Origin of the sequence: Paenibacillus sp. KN14-4R, assembly GCF_052180255.1 — a bacterium.
Classification (GTDB): domain Bacteria; phylum Bacillota; class Bacilli; order Paenibacillales; family NBRC-103111; genus Paenibacillus_AM.
This window is the reverse complement of sequence record NZ_CP197466.1, coordinates 3,208,204-3,226,150: the sequence shown is the minus strand read 5'-3', so window position 1 is coordinate 3,226,150 and position 17,947 is coordinate 3,208,204. Positions and strand designations below refer to the sequence as shown.

Genomic DNA, 17,947 nt, shown 5'->3' with positions numbered 1-17,947 from the left:
TGTGATCACCTTTTCTTTTTGTTCTTTTTTGCTAAAAATAGACTGTACCTAATGATGCGTTCAAGCGATTTTTTACGAATATGGGGTTCATCGAATTTCATGGGTTTGGAATTGGCCTCGAAGAACCATGTTTTGCCCGATTTATCGATCCCGAGATCCATGGACATTTCCCCAAGCAGCTGCCCCGCTGTTTTTTCAATGTGCTTTGCGATGAATAGGGCTGTTGATTTCATTTGTTTCAAAATGCTTTGCGCAAGCTCATTGCCAAATGTCTGTGACAGCATTTTCTCTGGATCTTCGATAGAGCCACCTCTTGGCACATGCGTGGTAATGCTCGATGCGCCAGCTAATCTGGCACCAATCCCTGTAACACTCCATTCTCCTTTAGAATTTTTTTGAATCAGGGCTCGCAGGTCGTAGGGTCGTTCTTTATTGCATGCTAGGTCAATCCCCTGTTGGATAATGTACTCCTGCTTTTTTTGATACTTTTGTATTTTTTTCCAGAGTGTTGTCATTGATGTATGCATCGAATGCTGTGATTTCGTTTGGTCTTGAATGGTGAGTTTGTATAAGGGCGCCATGGGATATAATGATTTACGCTCTACACGCATGATTCCTTTACCTGCTTTACCTCGAACCGGTTTTAAATAGATGATCGGGAACAATTTAATGAGAGATTCTATTTCGCTCGAAGTAGTTAGTTGTTGTGTAGTTGGGATATAATCGTTCGTCTCATTGGATTCACTAAGCCATTTATATAGCGACCACTTATTAAAGAATCCGGGGTTAAAGAGATAAAGATGCTTATTCTTCGTGCAGGCATGAATTTTTTGTTGGACTTCAAGCTGCATTTCTTGATGACGATATGGAATTCGATTGTAGATCACTTGCGGCATCGGCATCCACTGGCGAAACCAAGCTTCATTCTGAAAATCATAGCAGAAAGCATGGATGCGAGAATTGCTAAGGTTCAAATCCTCGGCAGTGATGACGTATACTTTCGCACCATAGGATTGACCAATTCGAATAAGATCGATAAAATTCGAACGATTTCCTTGGAATTGATCGGATCGATCCCCAACTGTTAGAATACCGATCTTTGGCGTAGATGAGTTCTCATGTAAGGAGTCTGCAGACACTTATTCATTCCTCCTTACGCGGAATTTGCTTAGGAATAGGCAGTGTTCGTAAATATTCGTTAACGATGCCCTTTCTTCCGCTTTGAGAGACGGATGTTTAAAGATGGATCGGCCAGGTTTGGAATTCGCTTCGAACATCCAAATCTGTTCTCGCTGATCAATGCCTAGATCAAATCCCAGTTCACCCAAGCGATGTTGATAATTTTGTTCAAGTGCTTCAGCGAGCCGAATTGCGGTACTCTTGGCATTACTTAATACGGATTCGGCATGATTTCCATAGACCTGCTCCAATACTTGTTGGGGAGTCATTAACGAGCCGCCAGTTCGGATGTGGGTCGTTACACTTCCTTTTCCAGCTTTTTTAGCTCCAATTGCAGCTACAACCCATTCGTCATCCATGTTTTTGGTCATATGAAACCGGAAGTCGATCGGACAATTATCAATTTCAATGAGACGAATGCCTTGTTGAGCAACGTATTGACCTAACATGCCGCGATTGATGCCGAGCATCCGTACAAGGTCATCGAATTTGGCGAAACGAAGAAGTATGTTTTTGTTATTTTTACGATACCGGACAAAATAACCGCGATGTGGGTGGTAGGTAACCCGATATATCCCGATTCCGAGTGATCCTGCAGATGGTTTTAAATAGATAAATCGGTGAATCTGCAGCATTTCTTTTAGTTTACTTGGTGATGGATTAATGACGGATTCAGGCACATGTTTAAATTGTTCATCCTTTTCAAGCAAAGCATAGACATCGGATTTATCAAAAAAGCTCCAGTTAAATAGGGGGATGTCACGTCGCTCGAAGCGTTCTTTAAATCCTTCCATTGAGGGTTGCTTTTCAATCTTACGTGAAGAAAGGCGGTTGTAGACGACATCGGGAAGTGGGACTGTTCTACGAACAAAAGCGCCATTTGGACGCATGATATACCCGTTTATGGTCTCGTTTTGCCAATCGACATCATTGGGCCCGAATGCCACAAAAAATGACTTGTCATTGCCTGTGCGCATGATCTGACGAATAAATGCGGTTCTACCTCCGAAAGGTGATAAGCTATTGCCGGAATGTGAAGTGAATATTCCGATGAGTGGACCTAGACTAATCTCTTTTCCATTCGTAGAAACCACATAACAGTTCCCCGTCCGTGGGATTTTGATCGTATTAAACATTAAGATCGACAGATATAAATGTAGTCCGGCTTTTTTCACTACCCTTAAGGGAGCGGTAAACGATTTAGAGCCGAATCGGACGAGGATATTTTTAGAGTTTGTAAGATGTAGTGTTCGTGCTAGATCATTGGATACGTAGACCATCTTGCTTGGCTTGAGTGTGGTATGGATGGTGCAGGTTGTCAAACTCATTGTAGATTACCCTCCTAAACATGATGCGATTAGCGACTAACTGTTGCGATCTGATGCGATCTCCAAGGCGTGTTGCCTTTTTGATGCATTAAATAATGGGCATAATGAATCGGACACTCAAGCGATTGTTCCTGCGCTTCTTTGTTGTGTATTTGCGTAAACACAGATCGCCCAGGTTTGGAGTTAGCTTCGACGATCCATATGTGTCCGTTTGCGTCTATCCCAAAATCCAGACCGAGCTCAGCTAATCTGCCGAAATAATGCTCTAAGTGTTCTGGTATTCGATTGGATAAGATGGCAAGTTGTTTCATTAACTGTTGAGATTTCTTTATCCCATAACGTTCTCGTAAAAAAGGAATTGGTGCGATCGCACTACCACCACCGTGCAGATTAGCCGTGATGCTGTCCTTTGCCCCGCATCGAATCGCCATCCCCGTTGTTTGCCATTGTCCACAACCATTTTTTTGTACTAAGGAGCGAACATCAAATGGGATTCCATCATCGGTGTGTAGACTTAAAGCATCTTGAACTAAATAATCACGTTTACCAACGAATGATTGAATCCATTTCCATAAAGCAGTATAGTCCGAAAAAGTATGAGTTAAGAGGTCATTGCGATAATTTCTCCCTGTTACTAAAAACGATTGATGAATATCAGATGTAGCTATGATCCGCACGATGCCGCGCCCCTTACTGCCTCCGTTTGGTTTCATAAAAGCTTCACCTTTTGTAATTATCCAATCAAACAAATCTTGAGAAGATGAGAGTTTAGCGGTTGTGGGTAGGAAGGGATGAAACTGTGGATCTTGAAGGAGCGCCTGATAGATCTCCCATTTTCCTGGAAGTCCATGACTTAAGAAGCGTATCCCCGGTAGTTGGGAAAGCTTCATGCGTTGTACCTGATATTGTTCGTAAATAAGACGTGTTGAGTAAAAGCAGCGGTCATAGATTAGTTCAGGTAATGGATACTGTTGCTCCTGCCAAGCTTGTGATTGCGTATCCCAGTAAAATCCCGTTACCTGCTTGTGACTCCAATCAATATCAAGTGGTGAAAATACGAAAGCTTTTATACCGATTGCTTGACTGTGAATAGAAAGTCCTTTGTAAAAAGTGCCATCGGCAAAAGGGAAGTCACATCTTCTACTTCTGCTTTGAGCTGCCATAATACCGAGGGTACCGACAAGTCGATTTGTAAATTTTGTAGATATAGACTTCATGGTCCACCTCGTTTAAGTAGATTGAAAGCATTCGAAGCAAATGACATGTTTCGCAGCTCACCTTGTATTGTGATAAAATAAGGTGCGGGAATAAGTGCCCCATTACTCCTTCATCATATGAGGACATAGATCCCTTTGTGCTTGGCGCGCCTAGGGTGTTTGTAGAAGAAAGAAGGAAAAATGAAATGAATCCTTTATGGACAAATGTAGCGAGTATCGCAATTGCTGGGTTCATCGGCGGTGTAACCAATCATTTGGCAATTAAAATGTTGTTTCATCCACGTCATCCCATCTACGTATTTGGGCGCAAGTTACCATTTACACCAGGTCTAATTCCAAAACGTAAGGATGAGATTGGACAATCCCTTGGTAATGTAGTAGGTGAATATCTTGTAACCTCAGAAGGGCTTCAAAGTGCGCTTCGTAGTCCTGAATTACGAATGATGATTGAACGTAAGTTAACAGAGGGGCTTACTTCATACAGCAGGCAAGAACGGACCATTCGTGAACTTGCGCAGCAGTTTTTGCCTGATGCGGAAGTTGCAGCATGGGAGGAAAAGCTTGCAGGTTGGTTAAGAGGACGTACTCATGAAGCTGTAGACCGGTTATGGTCATCAGGTGGCATCGCGCATAAGCAGCTGCGGGAATGCGTACCGAATTGGGATGAAGAGCGCAAATTAGGTATATCTAAAGTGCTTGTGACTTCTCTTGTTCAAGAATTGAAGAAAGAGCTGAATACGCTTAACGGTGAACGCATGCTTCGTCGTATTTCAGGTCAATTTCTGGAGAAGTCTGGCGGATTTTTAGGCGCGCTTGCGGGTATGTTTATGGATGAAGACAAAATGATGAATAAGGTACGTACCGCCTTGTTCGAGCAATTGGATGCACCTTCTGTGCAAGAGAGCATACAGAAATTCCTGCTTCGCAAAATAACGACTTACGAGGAAATGACAGTAGAATCTGTATTGCAATGGTTGTCTAATGGGGAGGGTCTAGACTGGGCGAAGCAGCAGATGGACAACTTTATGCCTTGGGAATCATGGGTTCATCGCGCAGGTGATATGAAAGTGTGTGATCTGCTCACCCCAGAGCGTACGAATTGGCTGTCTACACGAATCCCTGGTATGGTAGATAAAGCACTTCTATTCCTAGAATCAAGAATGGATCAAGTGATTCATGCGATTGACTTACCTGCGATTGTGGAAAAACAAGTTGCCAACTTTCCGATTGAGCGAATTGAGATGATCATCTTGAGTCTATCAGGAAAAGAGTTTCGTGCAATTACGTGGCTCGGTGTCGTACTTGGCTGCTTAATTGGAGTTATCCAAATTATTTTATAGGAGGATTTAACAATGAATTTACATGACAAAGCTTATGAACTAGCAAAAGCAATTAGATCGTGCCCGGAGTACCAAGCCATGCACGCGGCAAAAGAAAAGGTAGAAGCGGATGCAGATTCTAAAAAGATGCTGGAAGATTTCAGAACGCGTCAAGCTGAATTGCAAAATCAAATGATGACAGGTCAGATGCCTGAGGAAGAGGAAATGCAAAAACTTCAAAAATTGTTCGAAGTTGTAGGTCTTAATCCGGTAATTGCAGAGTTATTCGATGCAGAACGTCGCCTGTCGGTGATGATGGAAGATGTACAAAAGATCATTGCTGCTCCATTCCAGGATCTAGCATAATAAGGGTTTGGGTTTGATAATTTTGTTGACGCTTCCATATATTTCATGTATGATCGTGATAAATTCATATTAAACCAATAACATGTTACCGAAAGGGCATTAGTTATGAAGAATACTATTCTTCTTAACTATGCCCTTTTTCTGTGTTTATTTTGACTGAAACGAACCCATGTGAGGCGGTATGAGTGACAGCAAATTTTCGAATAAAAGGGAGATGAGTAGAAAGATGCAAAAGAAAAAAGTTGTATTATCTGGGGCAGTAATCGCTTCCTTGCTTGCTGTTAGTGTTGGTTGTGGTACTAAAGAGGCCGCTTCAACACCTGGGACATCTGCAGCAGCTACACCTACACCAGCAGCAACAGCGGCTGCAACGCCAGCTGCAACACCTACTGGAGCGGCAGATAACCTCAAAGGAGACTTCGAGATTCAGTACTTCGTTGGTGGTTATGGAGATGCTTGGTGGAAGAAGATGGTTGAAGAGTTCGGTAAATTGCATCCGAATTTGAAAATCAAACAATCTGCAGGTCCGAAAATCAACGATCAAATGCAACCTCGTTGGATTCAAGGAGATCCACCGGATGTCGTGTACATTGACGGAGCGGGTTCCAGTGAAGCACAAATGGTAAAAGACGATCAGCTCCTGGATATTACAGATTGGTTCAAGGGAGCTAAAAATACAGATGGCAAGTTAATTTCAGACTTGTTGTTAGCTAAGCCGATTGATTACAGCGGTAAAACATTCACAATTCCGCTTGTATTCGGCTCCTGGGGAACATTCTATGATAAAGCTTGGTTCAAAGATAAAGGATGGAAAACACCAACTGATTTCCAAAGCTTTTTGGAAGTGGCGAAGCAAATTAAAGGTGCAGGCGTGAATCCATACATTTACACAGGCATGTATCCGTATTACATCAGTGGCGGTTTCTTAGATTCAGCAATCATCTCGGAAAATAATGGCGATGCTTCTATCCTGAAGAAGATCGAAGCGCTTGATCCAACTGTATTTTCCTCTGATCCGTACAAGAAAGCTTTGAAAAAATTGGAGCAAGTTCGTGATGCAGGCCTTATCGATCCAGCATTTGTTGGTATTAATCACACGGATTCCCAAATGCTGTTCTTGCAGCACAAAGATGCATTTATTCCGAACGGTCTATGGGTTGAGAATGAAATGAAGGCTAACATTCCACAAGGCTTCACATTCGGTTTTATTCCATCGATCACACAAGATGCTGGTAAACCATCTGTTGTTGTTCCTTATACAAGTCAAATGGCAATTGCGAAGAAAGCGAAAAATCCAGAAGCTGCTAAAGCGTTCGTTCAGTATATTTTTACTGAAAAATCAGCTGTTCAATGGGCGGAGCTATCTGGCGTTCCAATGAACTTAAAAGCAGATTTGGAAACGTCCAAAGCTGGATCCATGGCGAAAGATGCAGCTAAATCCTTCAATGACAAGAATACAATCGTGGCACCTGTTATAGCAGTAAATAAAGACTATGAAAAAGTGCGTAACGATGCGCTCGTTGCTTTCACATCCAAGAAAATTACGGCGGATGAAGTGATTAAACGTCTGGTTGATGTAGCTAATAAAGCGAAGAAATAAGATTTGATAAGGCGGAATCAATAGCTTGAGGGTAAGGGCGATTTTTCCCTTATCCTCTTCTAATTCCATTTGAACCGGAGGTTAAGATATGTCTAGTCCTAAGATGGGAGCAGCGGAGAATACGCTTCTGGTAACGAAGAAATCAAGCCTGAAGACAGCCAAACGGCATCGTATGTTGTTTATGACTATCTTTTTATTACCGACATTTATTTTTTACTGTGTGTTCACCGTGTATCCATTGCTTCGCGGTTTATATGTTAGCTTCTTTGATTGGTCGGGTAGTTCGGAGAGTATGAAATTTATCGGATTTGATAATTACAAGGAAATGGCAAGTGATCCGATCATTCTCACGGGACTACTGAATGACTATTTTCTCGTCATTGGAAAAGTAATCGGAATTGTGGTGCTTGCAACGTTGTTTGCTGTAGCTGTAACACGTATGCGTGTGCAGGGAGCTTCTTTTTTTCGAGTGATCTTCTTCATTCCGAACATTATCTCCGTAGCGGTTATTGCTGTATTGTGGCGGGCTGTCTATCACCCATCGCTCGGGTTTCTCAATAGCTTCCTTTCTCTATTTACACTTAAACCTGTAGATACGGTATGGCTCGGTAATTCTCATTCGATCTGGTCGTTATTAATACCTTCGATCTGGGCGGGAATTGGTTTTTATATGGTGCTGCTTATTGCCGCCATCTTATCGATTCCCTCTGATTTGTATGAAGCTAGCGAGATTGATGGAGCGACAGGTGGTAAGCAATTCACAAAAGTAACACTTCCGCTTATTTGGGAACAAGTAAAGACATCGATTCTTCATATTACGATTACGACATTAAATGGATCCATTGTTATCGTGTGGATCATGACTGAAGGTGGACCAGATAATGCGACACAAGTTATGGGTTCCTATTTATATCAAATGGGCTTTAGACAATCCCATATGGGTTATGCAGCTGCCATCGGTGTTCTGATCTTATTGGCTTCACTGATTACAACCGCTATTCTATCTAGATTGTTACGCAGAGAAGTTCACGAGATGTAATGGGGGGGTGCTGGGATGAATAAAATTTTGCGAGGCATATTATATATCTTTTTAGCATTTTGGGCGCTGATGGTGCTGTACCCACTATTTTGGACCTTGATGGGTTCATTGAAAAACAATCAGCAGTTTGTACTAGGGAAACCTTGGGATTTGCCTAATATTCCTCTCGTATGGGAGAACTTTGCGAATGTGTGGAACAACTACAACATCAGTAATTTTCTTATTAATTCCGTTATTGTGACGGTGTGTAGTACATTGCTTGCCCTGATATTATCAGCTTCTACTTCCTATGTAATTGCTAGATTCGCATTTAAACTTAGAGGTTTTTTATTCCTGATGTATGTATCCGCACTTATGATTCCACTCATCATGGGACTTGTTCCATTATTTTTCCTATTAAGCTCGCTAAATTTGAACAATACGTTGTTTGGGCTCATTCTCGTATATGCAGCCTATCAATTGCCATTTGGCATCTTTGTTCTAGTTGGTTTCTTCAAAACATTGCCAAGGGAGATTGAAGAAGCAGCATCGATTGATGGATCTTCTTTGTATGGAACATTTTTCAAAATTATGCTACCTTTATCGAAGCCAGGTCTAATGTCTGTAGCCATTATGAACTTCTTAACCATCTGGAATGAATACATTTATGGGGTGGTACTCGTCAGTCGTCCAGAAAAGTACACCTTACCCGTAGGCATTGCCGTGATGCAGGTGGAGATGCAGTATCGGACTGAATATGGTCCTTTATTTGCAGCGCTTGTGATCTCGATGATTCCGGTATTCATCGTTTACGTGTTATTCCAACGACAAATCGCAGGCGGTATTACAGCTGGAGCTGTGAAGTAAGAAAAGTGAGAGGCAGCTTATGACAATTAAATTGAGAATATTAGGGTTTTTACAGACGATTGCTAGGTCGCTAATGATTCCAATTGCTGTGCTGCCTGCAGCAGCCATTTTACAGCGAATAGGTCGAATGACGTTCGAGAACGGCTTATTGCAGCAAATAGTAAAAGTATGTCATGCAGGAGGAGAGGTTATTTTTGATAACTTACCCCTGCTTTTTGCGATTGGGATTGCGATTGGCTTCGCTGCTGGTGATGGAATTGCAGCTTTATCTGCAACGGTGGGATATTTAGTATTTAGTAAAGTATTAGCCAGTTTCGATATCGTAGGTGCAGATGGTCAAGTGGTCGAACGCATGGACATGGGTGTTCTCGGAGGTATGATGACCGGACTTATTGTCGTCTACTATTATCGGAATTATAAGAATATTAAACTACCTGCGGTTCTTGGTTTTTTTGGAGGGAAACGGTTCATTCCGATCATATCTTCTCTTACGATGGTTATGGTTGGTGTCGGTATGGGATTCATCTGGCCATCGATTCAACACGCGATTCGCTTATTAAGTATGGAAATCTTGTCAGCAGGTGGTTTGGGCGTCTTTATTTATGGATTACTAAATCGCCTACTTATTCCAACAGGACTTCATCATATTATTAATTCGATCTCATGGTTTCAGATTGGTGATTATACGAATACTTCCGGTGAAATTGTTCATGGGGATATGACACGATTTTTTGCGGGAGATCCCAGTGCAGGGATGTTTATGACAGGCTTTTTCCCTGTGATGATGTTCGGTCTGCCTGCAGCAGCATTTGCTATGATGAAGTTCGTACATAAGAACCAACGTAAAGTGGTCGTTCCTATTTTACTAAGTGCAGGATTAACATCATTTTTTACAGGTGTGACGGAGCCCATTGAGTTTTCATTTATGTTTGCGGCGCCTGTTTTATATGCAGTTCATGCCCTTCTAACAGGGGTTTCGATGGTAGTTGTCTATTTGTTGGAAATTAAACTTGGTTTTGGATTTTCAGCAGGACTTATCGATTTATTGTTGAATTGGAATTTAGGTAGCCATACGGCAATATTACTTCTAGTAGGAATATGTTATGCCGTTGTTTATTATTTTGTATTTCGTGTACTCATTCAATTATTTCGTTTCAGAACACCAGGACGGGAATTTGCGGAGGATTCAAACATGGAAGAAATACCTGCTGAGCAGAGAGCTTATACAACCGAGGAGCGAGTCACAATTGTGCTGAAGCAAGTTGGTGGTATGAACAACATTATGGGAGTAGAAGCCTGCATTACAAGACTTCGATTGAGGTTAAAATATGATGTTATTGTTCATGAAGTTGAACTGAAGAAAGCTGGAGCCTTCGGGGTCATGCAGATGGGGAGAGGTAATTTACATATCGTATTCGGGACAGATTCGGAATTAATTAAGGATGGAATCGAAAAAAGGTTGTCTACATATCGGGTAGGGGGACTTGTATGATTACGAGAAAAATTGTACATGTGTTATCACATAATGTCGTGATGGCGAAGCTTTCTACAGGTAAAAATTCGATCGTTTTTGGAAAAGGAATCGGGTTTAAGCGTACTCCAGGGATGAAGCTTGACGAATCTGAGATTTCGCAGGAATTTCTAATCCATACTTCTGAAGTACTCGAACATTACGAACAAGTGCTTTCTGCGGTCGACTCCAAAATTATTGGGGTGACCGAAGAAGTGATTGCTTTTGCCCAAGGCCAATTGGAAGGCGAGTTTTCGGAAACAATCCATGCTGCGCTAGTTGATCATATCAACTTTGCAGTAGAGCGAACAAAACGAGGAATCGCGATCACGAATCCTTTTGCCTATGAAATTCAGCATTTATATAGTGAAGAATATGATATTGCCAAACGAGCGGTCGTATTTTTGAATACACAATTGGATGTCGTGCTGCCAGATGATGAAATCGCCTTTCTCGCTATGCATTTCCATGCTTCTCGGACTAAATCAAGAACAGTCGATTCCCTGGAACTTGTACGCCTTGTATCGCAGGTCATTGAGGAAGCAAGGGCGATTGGGATCTTTTTTGAAAGCAGCTTCTCGACGATTCGTTTTATATCCCATCTGAAAAGTTTAATTGACCGTGTGCGCAAGCAGAAGACGATTCACAACCCCTTACTGTCTAAAATTAAAGAAGAATATACGGTTTCATATGAAAAAGCAAAGCATTTGTCGGAAGCTATTGAAAAACGTCTTCATCAACCTGTTGCTGAAGATGAGATTGGCTTTTTAACCTTACATATTGAAAGATTTAATGTCCATCACGCCTAAGTCCAAAGCATGTTTCGGATGTTCCCTTCATACAATGGAGTGTACAAGTATGAGAAGTGTACAAGTTCAGTTGGGAGGGGAAGTTATGAAAGGATTGAAGCGAGTTATTTATTTTTGCTTAGCACTTGGGATGCTGCTTTATGCGATTCCTCATTTGATATTTGAAGCGAGTTGGACACTGAATACGGTGTTTAATGGGGTATGGCTCCTATTCGCTCTTCTTATTATCGCTGCCAATTTTCAGGAAATGGTTGCAGTGGATGAGAAAAAGAAACAAGTTCGTAATATACACAAAATGAGGCAATGGCAAACCGAACAGCGGATTTTAGGAAAGAGAAAAATGCTTCAAGTACGAAAGTAGCAGCAATGCTGCTTTTTTTGTTAGAGTATCATGATTAGGATTTGATATAATAGGTCATACAGACTAGAACAGAGATTATTATTGGGGTGTAACAGATGAGTGAGAAGAATCCAGAAATGATCACCAAACATGAATTGATTCTGCAATACATAAATAGCTTAAATTTAGGCAGTAAAATCTCCGTTCGTAAAATATCCAAATACCTAGGCGTAAGTGAAGGGACTGCTTATCGCGCTATTAAAGAGGCGGAAAATATCGGGCTGGTGTCAACCAAGGAGCGGGTTGGCACCATTCGTGTAGAGAAAAAACAGAGGCACAATATTGATAAGCTGACTTTTGGTGAAGTGGTGAATATCGTCGAGGGGGAAGTACTCGGTGGTGCAAGCGGGCTGGAAAAGTCGCTGCATAAATTTGTCATTGGTGCCATGCAGCAAGATGCGATGATGCGCTATATTGAACCAGGCTCTCTGCTTATCGTAGGTAATCGCTATAAGGCACACACAGGAGCGCTTCAAAATGGGGCAGGAGTCCTGATTACAGGTGGATTTGAGACTTCTGAAGAAACGAAACGACTGGCTGATGAATTGGAATTGCCAATTATTCAATGCTCCTATGATACTTTTACTGTAGCTTCTATGATCAATAGAGCTTTATACGATCGCCTCATCATGAAGAAGATTATGTTAGTAGAGGATATCTTAATGAGTACGCCGAGTGAATTGTATACGCTAAAAAGTCATTCAACACGCAGCGATTGGCAGCGTTTATTAGAAGAAACAGGACACAGTCGTTTTCCCGTTGTTGATGAATCACAGCGCATTATCGGGATGGTAACACCGAAGGATATGGTTAGAGCCAGTAGTGATCAAACCGTGGATAAGCTGATGACACGCAATCCGATTACGGTGAGCAGGAATATTTCGGTTGCATCAGCAGCGCACATGATGGTGTGGGAAGGGATTGATCTGCTGCCTGTTGTTGACGATCATCGTAAAATTATTGGTGTGATCTCTAGACAAGATGTACTCAAAGCGATGCAGCACATGCAGAAGCAGCCTCAACATGGGGAAACATTCGAAGCGCTCATGTGGGATGGATTTAAAGAGGAGCAGGATGAAAAGGGAGACCTCGTGTTTAGCGGTTTAATCACGCCACAGATGACGAATCATCTTGGAACCGCTTCAGAAGGTGTTCTCATGTCGTTAATGACTCAAGCAGCTTATCGTGTTGTGCAAGAATATAAAAAAGGCGACCTCGTACTCGACAATATGTCGAGTTACTTTGTGAGGCCGCTGCAAATTGAAGATGAAATTGAAATTCGTCCAACAATAATCGAAGTTTCACGTAAATTTGGAAAGATCGACGTTGCGATCCACCATAGTGGTGTGTTAGTTGCCAAAGCGATACTAACTGCCCAATTTATCGATCAATCTTAACCTTGATTACGATTGAAGTAGTTGAGATTACGGATGCCGGAGAATAAGTTAAACAAACCGAGCAGTAAGCACACAGAGCCGAAAATACGGCGTACATTCGTATCTGAAAAAAAGAAGAGTTGTGTGATCGAGATGAGGACGAGCATGAAACCCATGCAAATATTCATTCGAGCAGCATTTATGCCGCGCTTCTTCGGGTCTGTACTTCTACGATAACGGAAAGAATAATAGACAGATAATACGAGCGTAATGATAATGAGTACGAATAAAATCATACGAATGGCGTCAAGCATCAAAGATCATCCTTTGGTGTTTTTCTTTTACTCTAGTGCTTTTATCTCACAATTGCAACTAGTTGTCACCGTATTTTCACGATTAGCGAGGTGGGTTGACAGGCGCTTCTTTGGCGGTAAACCATACATTTAATTCCGTTTCGATCAGCTCTATGAACTTGACATGCACGCGATAGTTCTTTTCAAAAACGTTATAGAACGTTTTATCAGAGATAAGCCTTTCATAGATAGGTGTGGCACCTTTAGCCGATGATATTTTTTGCCCACGGATGATCTTGAGTTCTGTCTTGACGCGTTTCTCTAGTTCTTCTTGGACATTGTCGCTTAATTTCTCATTCGAATCATTTGTGTAATACACGTTAATCAGCTTGATTAATGAGTTGTTCTTCTGATATTTCATTAGATTGTTGTTATCATCCTGGATCTCTTTATTTTCACGACGGAGTCTATCGTTCTCATTCACAAGCTTATCGAAATTGTATTGATGAAGGCTCATGAATAGAGCAGCTCCGATAATGGTTCCACATACAAATAAGCTGAAAGAGGCAAGTAGTGATTTCCAACTTATAGGAGGGTGATTATTCACGATTGCCCGCTTCCACGGCATATCCATGCAATCAATGTCGTTCCGATGTGAGCGCCGATAAAGGCTGCTACGATAAGCAGTATTTGTTTGAGCGCGGGTGTGATGTTGCCTTCAAGAAAATTGCTTTCAATATAACGAATTGGATCAATCGTCCCTCCAACCGCTGCTACCATCGCCCAAATTTTAATGTTTTCAGCAATTAGAAGCATTTTGACTGTAGGCGATTGAAGGGTTATCACAGCCGCAATGCCAGCAAGCATGGAGCCGCCAAGTACGACCCCAAATGCAACACAGAAATCGACGATTACTTTCGTCAGGAATGACATGTTCGTTCACCTTCTCCATGGATTGGTTTCATACTATCATCTTATGGGACGAGGGTTCACAATTATGATAAAATAAGAGGAAAGATAAGGTTGAGTTACGGAGGATAGAACAATGAGCGAATTTGTGCACTTACATGTACATAGCGAATACAGCCTGTTGGATGGAGCTGCACGTATACAAGATCTTGTAGACCGGGCTGCTGAGCTTGGGATGAAGTCACTTGCGCTCACAGATCACGGTGTCATGTATGGGGCTATTGCCTTTTATAAAGCCTGTGTGGCAAAAGGAATTAAACCCATTATTGGGTGTGAAGTCTACTACACGGCAGGTTCTATTGCAGTGAAAGCAAGTCGGCAAGAACAGCCTATTTATCATCTCATTTTGCTTGCAAAAAATAGTCAGGGCTATCGGAATCTGATGAAGCTCTGTTCCATCGCTCATTTGCAAGGATTTCATTATAAACCACGGATTGATCCACAGCATTTAGCACAGTATTCAGAAGGATTAGTGTGTCTTAGTGCTTGTTTGGGCAGTGAAATCTCCCAACATTTACTGCATGATCGGAAGGATGAAGCCAAAGCTGCTGCTGAGCGATATCATGCGATTTTTGGGGACGATTTTTATCTCGAAATACAAGATCATGGTCTGCTCGAGCAGAAGAAAGTCATGGCGGCTATGATCGAGTTATCAGAAGAAACAGGCATTCCTTTAATTGCGACGAATGATGCGCACTATGTTAGAGAACCGGATGCACAGGTTCAAGATATATTGCTTTGTATTGGAACAGGTAAGACAGTTGAGGATGAGAATCGATTAAAGTTCGGAAGTTCGCAATTGTATTTAAAAAGTTCAGAGGAGATGTGCCGCTTATTTCCTCATGTGCCGCAGGCGATCGCGAACACAATTCGAGTAGCGGAAAAATGTCATCTGGAATTGAAATTTGGGGAATCCATTTTACCAAGTTTTAAGCCAATTCCAGATGACATGGATGCAGCGATGTATTTGCAGCAGTTATGTCAAAGTGGATTAGTGACCCGCTATGGTACATTGCCGGAGTGGACGGAAGAAGATGGAACATTTCGTAAGCAGGCAGAGGAGCGACTTGCCTATGAACTTGGCGTTATCGAACGAATGGGATTTTCGGATTATTTTCTAATCGTATGGGACTTTATCGCTTTTGCACATCGTAAAGGAATTATGACAGGACCGGGCAGGGGTTCATCTGCGGGGAGCCTTGTTGCTTACGTACTGCGTATTACAGATGTAGACCCGATTAAATATAAGCTTCTATTCGAACGTTTCTTAAACCCTGAACGGATTACGATGCCAGATATCGATATTGACTTTAGTGATGAGCGGCGAGACGAAGTCATTGAATATGTCGTTCATAAATATGGCGATCAGCATGTCGCACAGATTATTACGTTCGGTACGATGGCAGCCAAAGCGGCTGTGCGTGATGTCGGGCGTGTATTAAATATGCCCTATAATGATGTGGACAAAGCAGCAAAGGCTATTCCACGATCACTTGGTATTACACTAGAAGAAGCATTAGTACCCGGCTCAGATTTGGAAAAGCTGACTCGTTCAAGTCCACGTACAGCTGAGCTTCTGGATATGGCGAAGCAGGTAGAAGGTATGCCGCGACATGCGTCTACGCATGCTGCTGGTGTGGTGATTTCTAGAGAACCACTCACACATTATGTTCCACTGCAAGAAGGTACGGGTGGAACACCTCTTACCCAATATTCGATGGAGTATTTAGAGGCTATTGGTTTGCTCAAAATGGACTTTCTTGGCCTTCGCACTCTATCTATTATTGAACGGACGATGGAGTGGATTCAGGAAGAGCTGGGAATCAGACTGAAGTGGACAGAAGTAGACATGGATAACGATAGCTTAACCTATGCAATGCTCGGTAGAGGAGAGGCCTCAGGCGTATTTCAAATGGAATCAGCAGGGGTAAGGCGCGTCCTTAAAGATATGAAGCCATCCGAATTTGAGGATCTGATCTCTGTGGTTGCACTTTACCGCCCAGGTCCTATGGAGTTTATTCCGAAATATATTGCGGGTAAACATAAGTTAATCGAGGTAGAATATCCGCACCCGAGTTTAATCGAGATTTTGCAAGATACGTATGGCATTATCGTGTATCAAGAACAAATTATGCAGATTGCCTCCAAGATGGCGGGTTTCTCGCTAGGTGAAGCGGATTTATTGCGGCGTGCCGTATCGAAAAAAAAGCGCGAAATTCTCGATGAACAGCGTGCACATTTCGTATCGGGATCTGTCTCGCAAGGGTACCGTGAGGATGAAGCGAATTATGTATACGATATGATTGTTCGTTTTGCCGATTACGGCTTCCCGCGGGCGCATGCGACGGCATATGGTGTACTTGCTTTTCAGACGGCCTATTTAAAAGCACATTATCCAAGGCAGTTCATGGCTTCCATGCTAACAGCTGTAATGGGCAGTCATCGTAAAGTTGCAGAATATGTAGATGAGTGTAGACGGATGAAACTTGCGGTGTTGCCGCCTGATGTCAATGAGAGTGGTGTGACTTTCACGCCGTTAACGGAGCAAAATGCGATTCGCTTTGGTCTAGCTGCGATCAAGAACGTGGGAACACAGGCGATCGAAGCGATTCGTAAGGAACGAAGCAATGGGCCTTTTATTTCCTTACTCGATTTCTGTCAACGGGTGGACTTGCGTGTGTGTAACAAGCGAGTGATTGAGTCGCTGATCCAAAGTGGCGCAATGGACAGCTTGCCGGGGCACCGTGCACAGCTTATCGCAATGCTCGATGAGACCGTGGAGCAGGCGATCAAATGGCGCAAGGAACGGGACGATCTGCAGCTTCATCTGTTCGGCTTTATTGAAGAACCGAACTGGGAAGTGGAGTATCCCAATCTAAAGCCCTATACGCAAGGTCAAGTACTTGAGTTTGAGCGTGAACTCCTTGGTCTGTATTTATCAGGCCATCCACTTGATACCTATGAGGAGGAGCTTCTTAAGCTGGAAGTTGATCCCCTCCATCAACTACTAGAGTATCCTGACCACGGAGATGTTCTCGTAGCGGGTATGGTCGCATCCAGTAAGACGATTATGACGAAAAAAGGCGATCCAATGGCGTTCATGGAACTGGAAGATCGGGTTGAAAAAATAGAGGTAGTTCTCTTCTCACGCACTTGGAAAGCAGCGGCTTCGTCTGTTCAGAAAGGCAATCTGCTTCTCGTCAGAGGAAAGCTCCAGCTTGGTGATGAGGATGAGATAAAAATTATTGCAGATGATGTCTGTAAGCTGGACGATCCTGCAGCTATACAACGCTTGAAACAGTGGAAGCCATCTTATAATAAAAAAAGCCCAACTGAATTAACGAACAAATTGGCAGCACAGACGAAACCAGCTGTTGAGCAAACCAGGCCACAAATTTCTGAGGCGGGTGTGAGGTTCTCCACGGAAATCAAATCGCAAAAGGTGTATATTAAAATTACAAGTATACATGAACGACCTGAGCAGCTGGAAATTCTTAAGCAATTGCTTCAGCAGCACAGTGGTCCATTACCCGTTATCTTATTTTATGAGAGTAGCCGGCGATCACTTGCTCTTAGTGAGAACTACCGGGTTAAGCCATCTCCGGGCTTGTTTCAGCAGATCGAAAATATTTTAGGTAAAGACTGTGTTGTCGTGAAATAAAAAGCCTTTCTCCCGCATAAGTTTTATAATCTAAA

16 protein-coding genes are annotated in these 17,947 nt (G+C 42.5%); 10 read left to right on the top strand and 6 right to left on the bottom strand.

All coding sequences use genetic code 11. The features are described from left to right. Window positions 1-5 precede the first annotated feature (5 nt). From ACSBOP_RS15840 to ACSBOP_RS15830, 3 genes are read right to left on the bottom strand one after another with little or no spacing between them, the layout of a single operon-like run. Entirely contained in the window at window positions 6-1,139 is a 1,134-nt protein-coding gene (locus ACSBOP_RS15840; protein WP_442601489.1) for a YheC/YheD family endospore coat-associated protein, read from the bottom strand. After that, window positions 1,140-2,507, bottom strand: coding sequence for a YheC/YheD family endospore coat-associated protein (locus ACSBOP_RS15835; protein WP_442601488.1), 1,368 nt, complete (start codon window positions 2,505-2,507; stop codon window positions 1,140-1,142). It abuts the gene before it with no gap. A gap of 29 nt (window positions 2,508-2,536) precedes the next feature. Next, window positions 2,537-3,724 (bottom strand): YheC/YheD family endospore coat-associated protein, encoded by a 1,188-nt coding sequence (locus ACSBOP_RS15830; RefSeq protein WP_442601487.1) that lies wholly within the window; start codon window positions 3,722-3,724, stop codon window positions 2,537-2,539. 185 nt (window positions 3,725-3,909) lie between these two features. Here ACSBOP_RS15830 and ACSBOP_RS15825 point away from each other — a divergent pair, with 185 nt between their 5' ends. The 9 genes from ACSBOP_RS15825 (at window position 3,910) to ACSBOP_RS15785 (ending at window position 13,010) form a co-directional block, all read left to right on the top strand. Beyond that, complete coding sequence (locus ACSBOP_RS15825) at window positions 3,910-5,064, top strand: DUF445 domain-containing protein (protein WP_442601486.1); 1,155 nt, start codon at window positions 3,910-3,912, stop codon at window positions 5,062-5,064. A gap of 12 nt (window positions 5,065-5,076) precedes the next feature. Continuing rightward, a complete protein-coding gene (locus ACSBOP_RS15820; protein WP_442601485.1) occupies window positions 5,077-5,409 on the top strand; it encodes a YlbF family regulator in 333 nt (110 codons plus the stop codon). Window positions 5,410-5,635: 226 nt separating this feature from the next. Beyond that, window positions 5,636-7,009, top strand: a complete 1,374-nt coding sequence (locus tag ACSBOP_RS15815; protein ID WP_442601484.1) for an extracellular solute-binding protein — start codon at window positions 5,636-5,638, stop codon at window positions 7,007-7,009. A gap of 88 nt (window positions 7,010-7,097) precedes the next feature. Further along, entirely contained in the window at window positions 7,098-8,048 is a 951-nt protein-coding gene (locus ACSBOP_RS15810) for a carbohydrate ABC transporter permease (RefSeq protein ID WP_442601483.1), read from the top strand. Between the two features lie 15 nt (window positions 8,049-8,063). Then, entirely contained in the window at window positions 8,064-8,894 is an 831-nt protein-coding gene (locus tag ACSBOP_RS15805; RefSeq protein WP_442601482.1) for a carbohydrate ABC transporter permease, read from the top strand. 37 nt (window positions 8,895-8,931) lie between these two features. Next, a complete protein-coding gene (locus ACSBOP_RS15800) occupies window positions 8,932-10,386 on the top strand; it encodes a PTS transporter subunit EIIC (protein ID WP_442604498.1) in 1,455 nt (484 codons plus the stop codon). Further along, complete coding sequence (locus tag ACSBOP_RS15795; protein ID WP_442601481.1) at window positions 10,383-11,213, top strand: PRD domain-containing protein; 831 nt, start codon at window positions 10,383-10,385, stop codon at window positions 11,211-11,213. The genes ACSBOP_RS15800 and ACSBOP_RS15795 overlap by 4 nt, the downstream gene beginning before the upstream one ends. Window positions 11,214-11,298: 85 nt before the next feature. Next, window positions 11,299-11,574: a hypothetical protein gene (locus ACSBOP_RS15790; protein WP_442601480.1), complete on the top strand. Its 276-nt coding sequence runs from the start codon at window positions 11,299-11,301 to the stop codon at window positions 11,572-11,574. A gap of 95 nt (window positions 11,575-11,669) precedes the next feature. Continuing rightward, complete coding sequence (locus ACSBOP_RS15785) at window positions 11,670-13,010, top strand: DRTGG domain-containing protein (RefSeq protein WP_442601479.1); 1,341 nt, start codon at window positions 11,670-11,672, stop codon at window positions 13,008-13,010. On the opposite strand, the gene ACSBOP_RS15780 is transcribed toward ACSBOP_RS15785, so the two are convergent. From ACSBOP_RS15780 to ACSBOP_RS15770, 3 genes are all read right to left on the bottom strand, one after another. Continuing rightward, complete coding sequence (locus ACSBOP_RS15780; RefSeq protein ID WP_442601478.1) at window positions 13,007-13,303, bottom strand: YtpI family protein; 297 nt, start codon at window positions 13,301-13,303, stop codon at window positions 13,007-13,009. The genes ACSBOP_RS15785 and ACSBOP_RS15780 overlap by 4 nt on opposite strands. A gap of 82 nt (window positions 13,304-13,385) precedes the next feature. Then, window positions 13,386-13,889, bottom strand: a complete 504-nt coding sequence (locus ACSBOP_RS15775) for a hypothetical protein (protein WP_442601477.1) — start codon at window positions 13,887-13,889, stop codon at window positions 13,386-13,388. Further along, entirely contained in the window at window positions 13,886-14,215 is a 330-nt protein-coding gene (locus tag ACSBOP_RS15770) for a YtrH family sporulation protein (protein WP_442601476.1), read from the bottom strand. Before ACSBOP_RS15770 ends, ACSBOP_RS15775 begins: the two co-directional genes overlap by 4 nt. 112 nt (window positions 14,216-14,327) lie before the next feature. Here ACSBOP_RS15770 and ACSBOP_RS15765 point away from each other — a divergent pair, with 112 nt between their 5' ends. Then, the gene (locus tag ACSBOP_RS15765) at window positions 14,328-17,912 is read left to right on the top strand and encodes a DNA polymerase III subunit alpha (protein ID WP_442601475.1); all 3,585 of its coding nucleotides are present in this window, start codon (window positions 14,328-14,330) and stop codon (window positions 17,910-17,912) included. The last annotated feature ends 35 nt before the right edge of the window (window positions 17,913-17,947 follow it).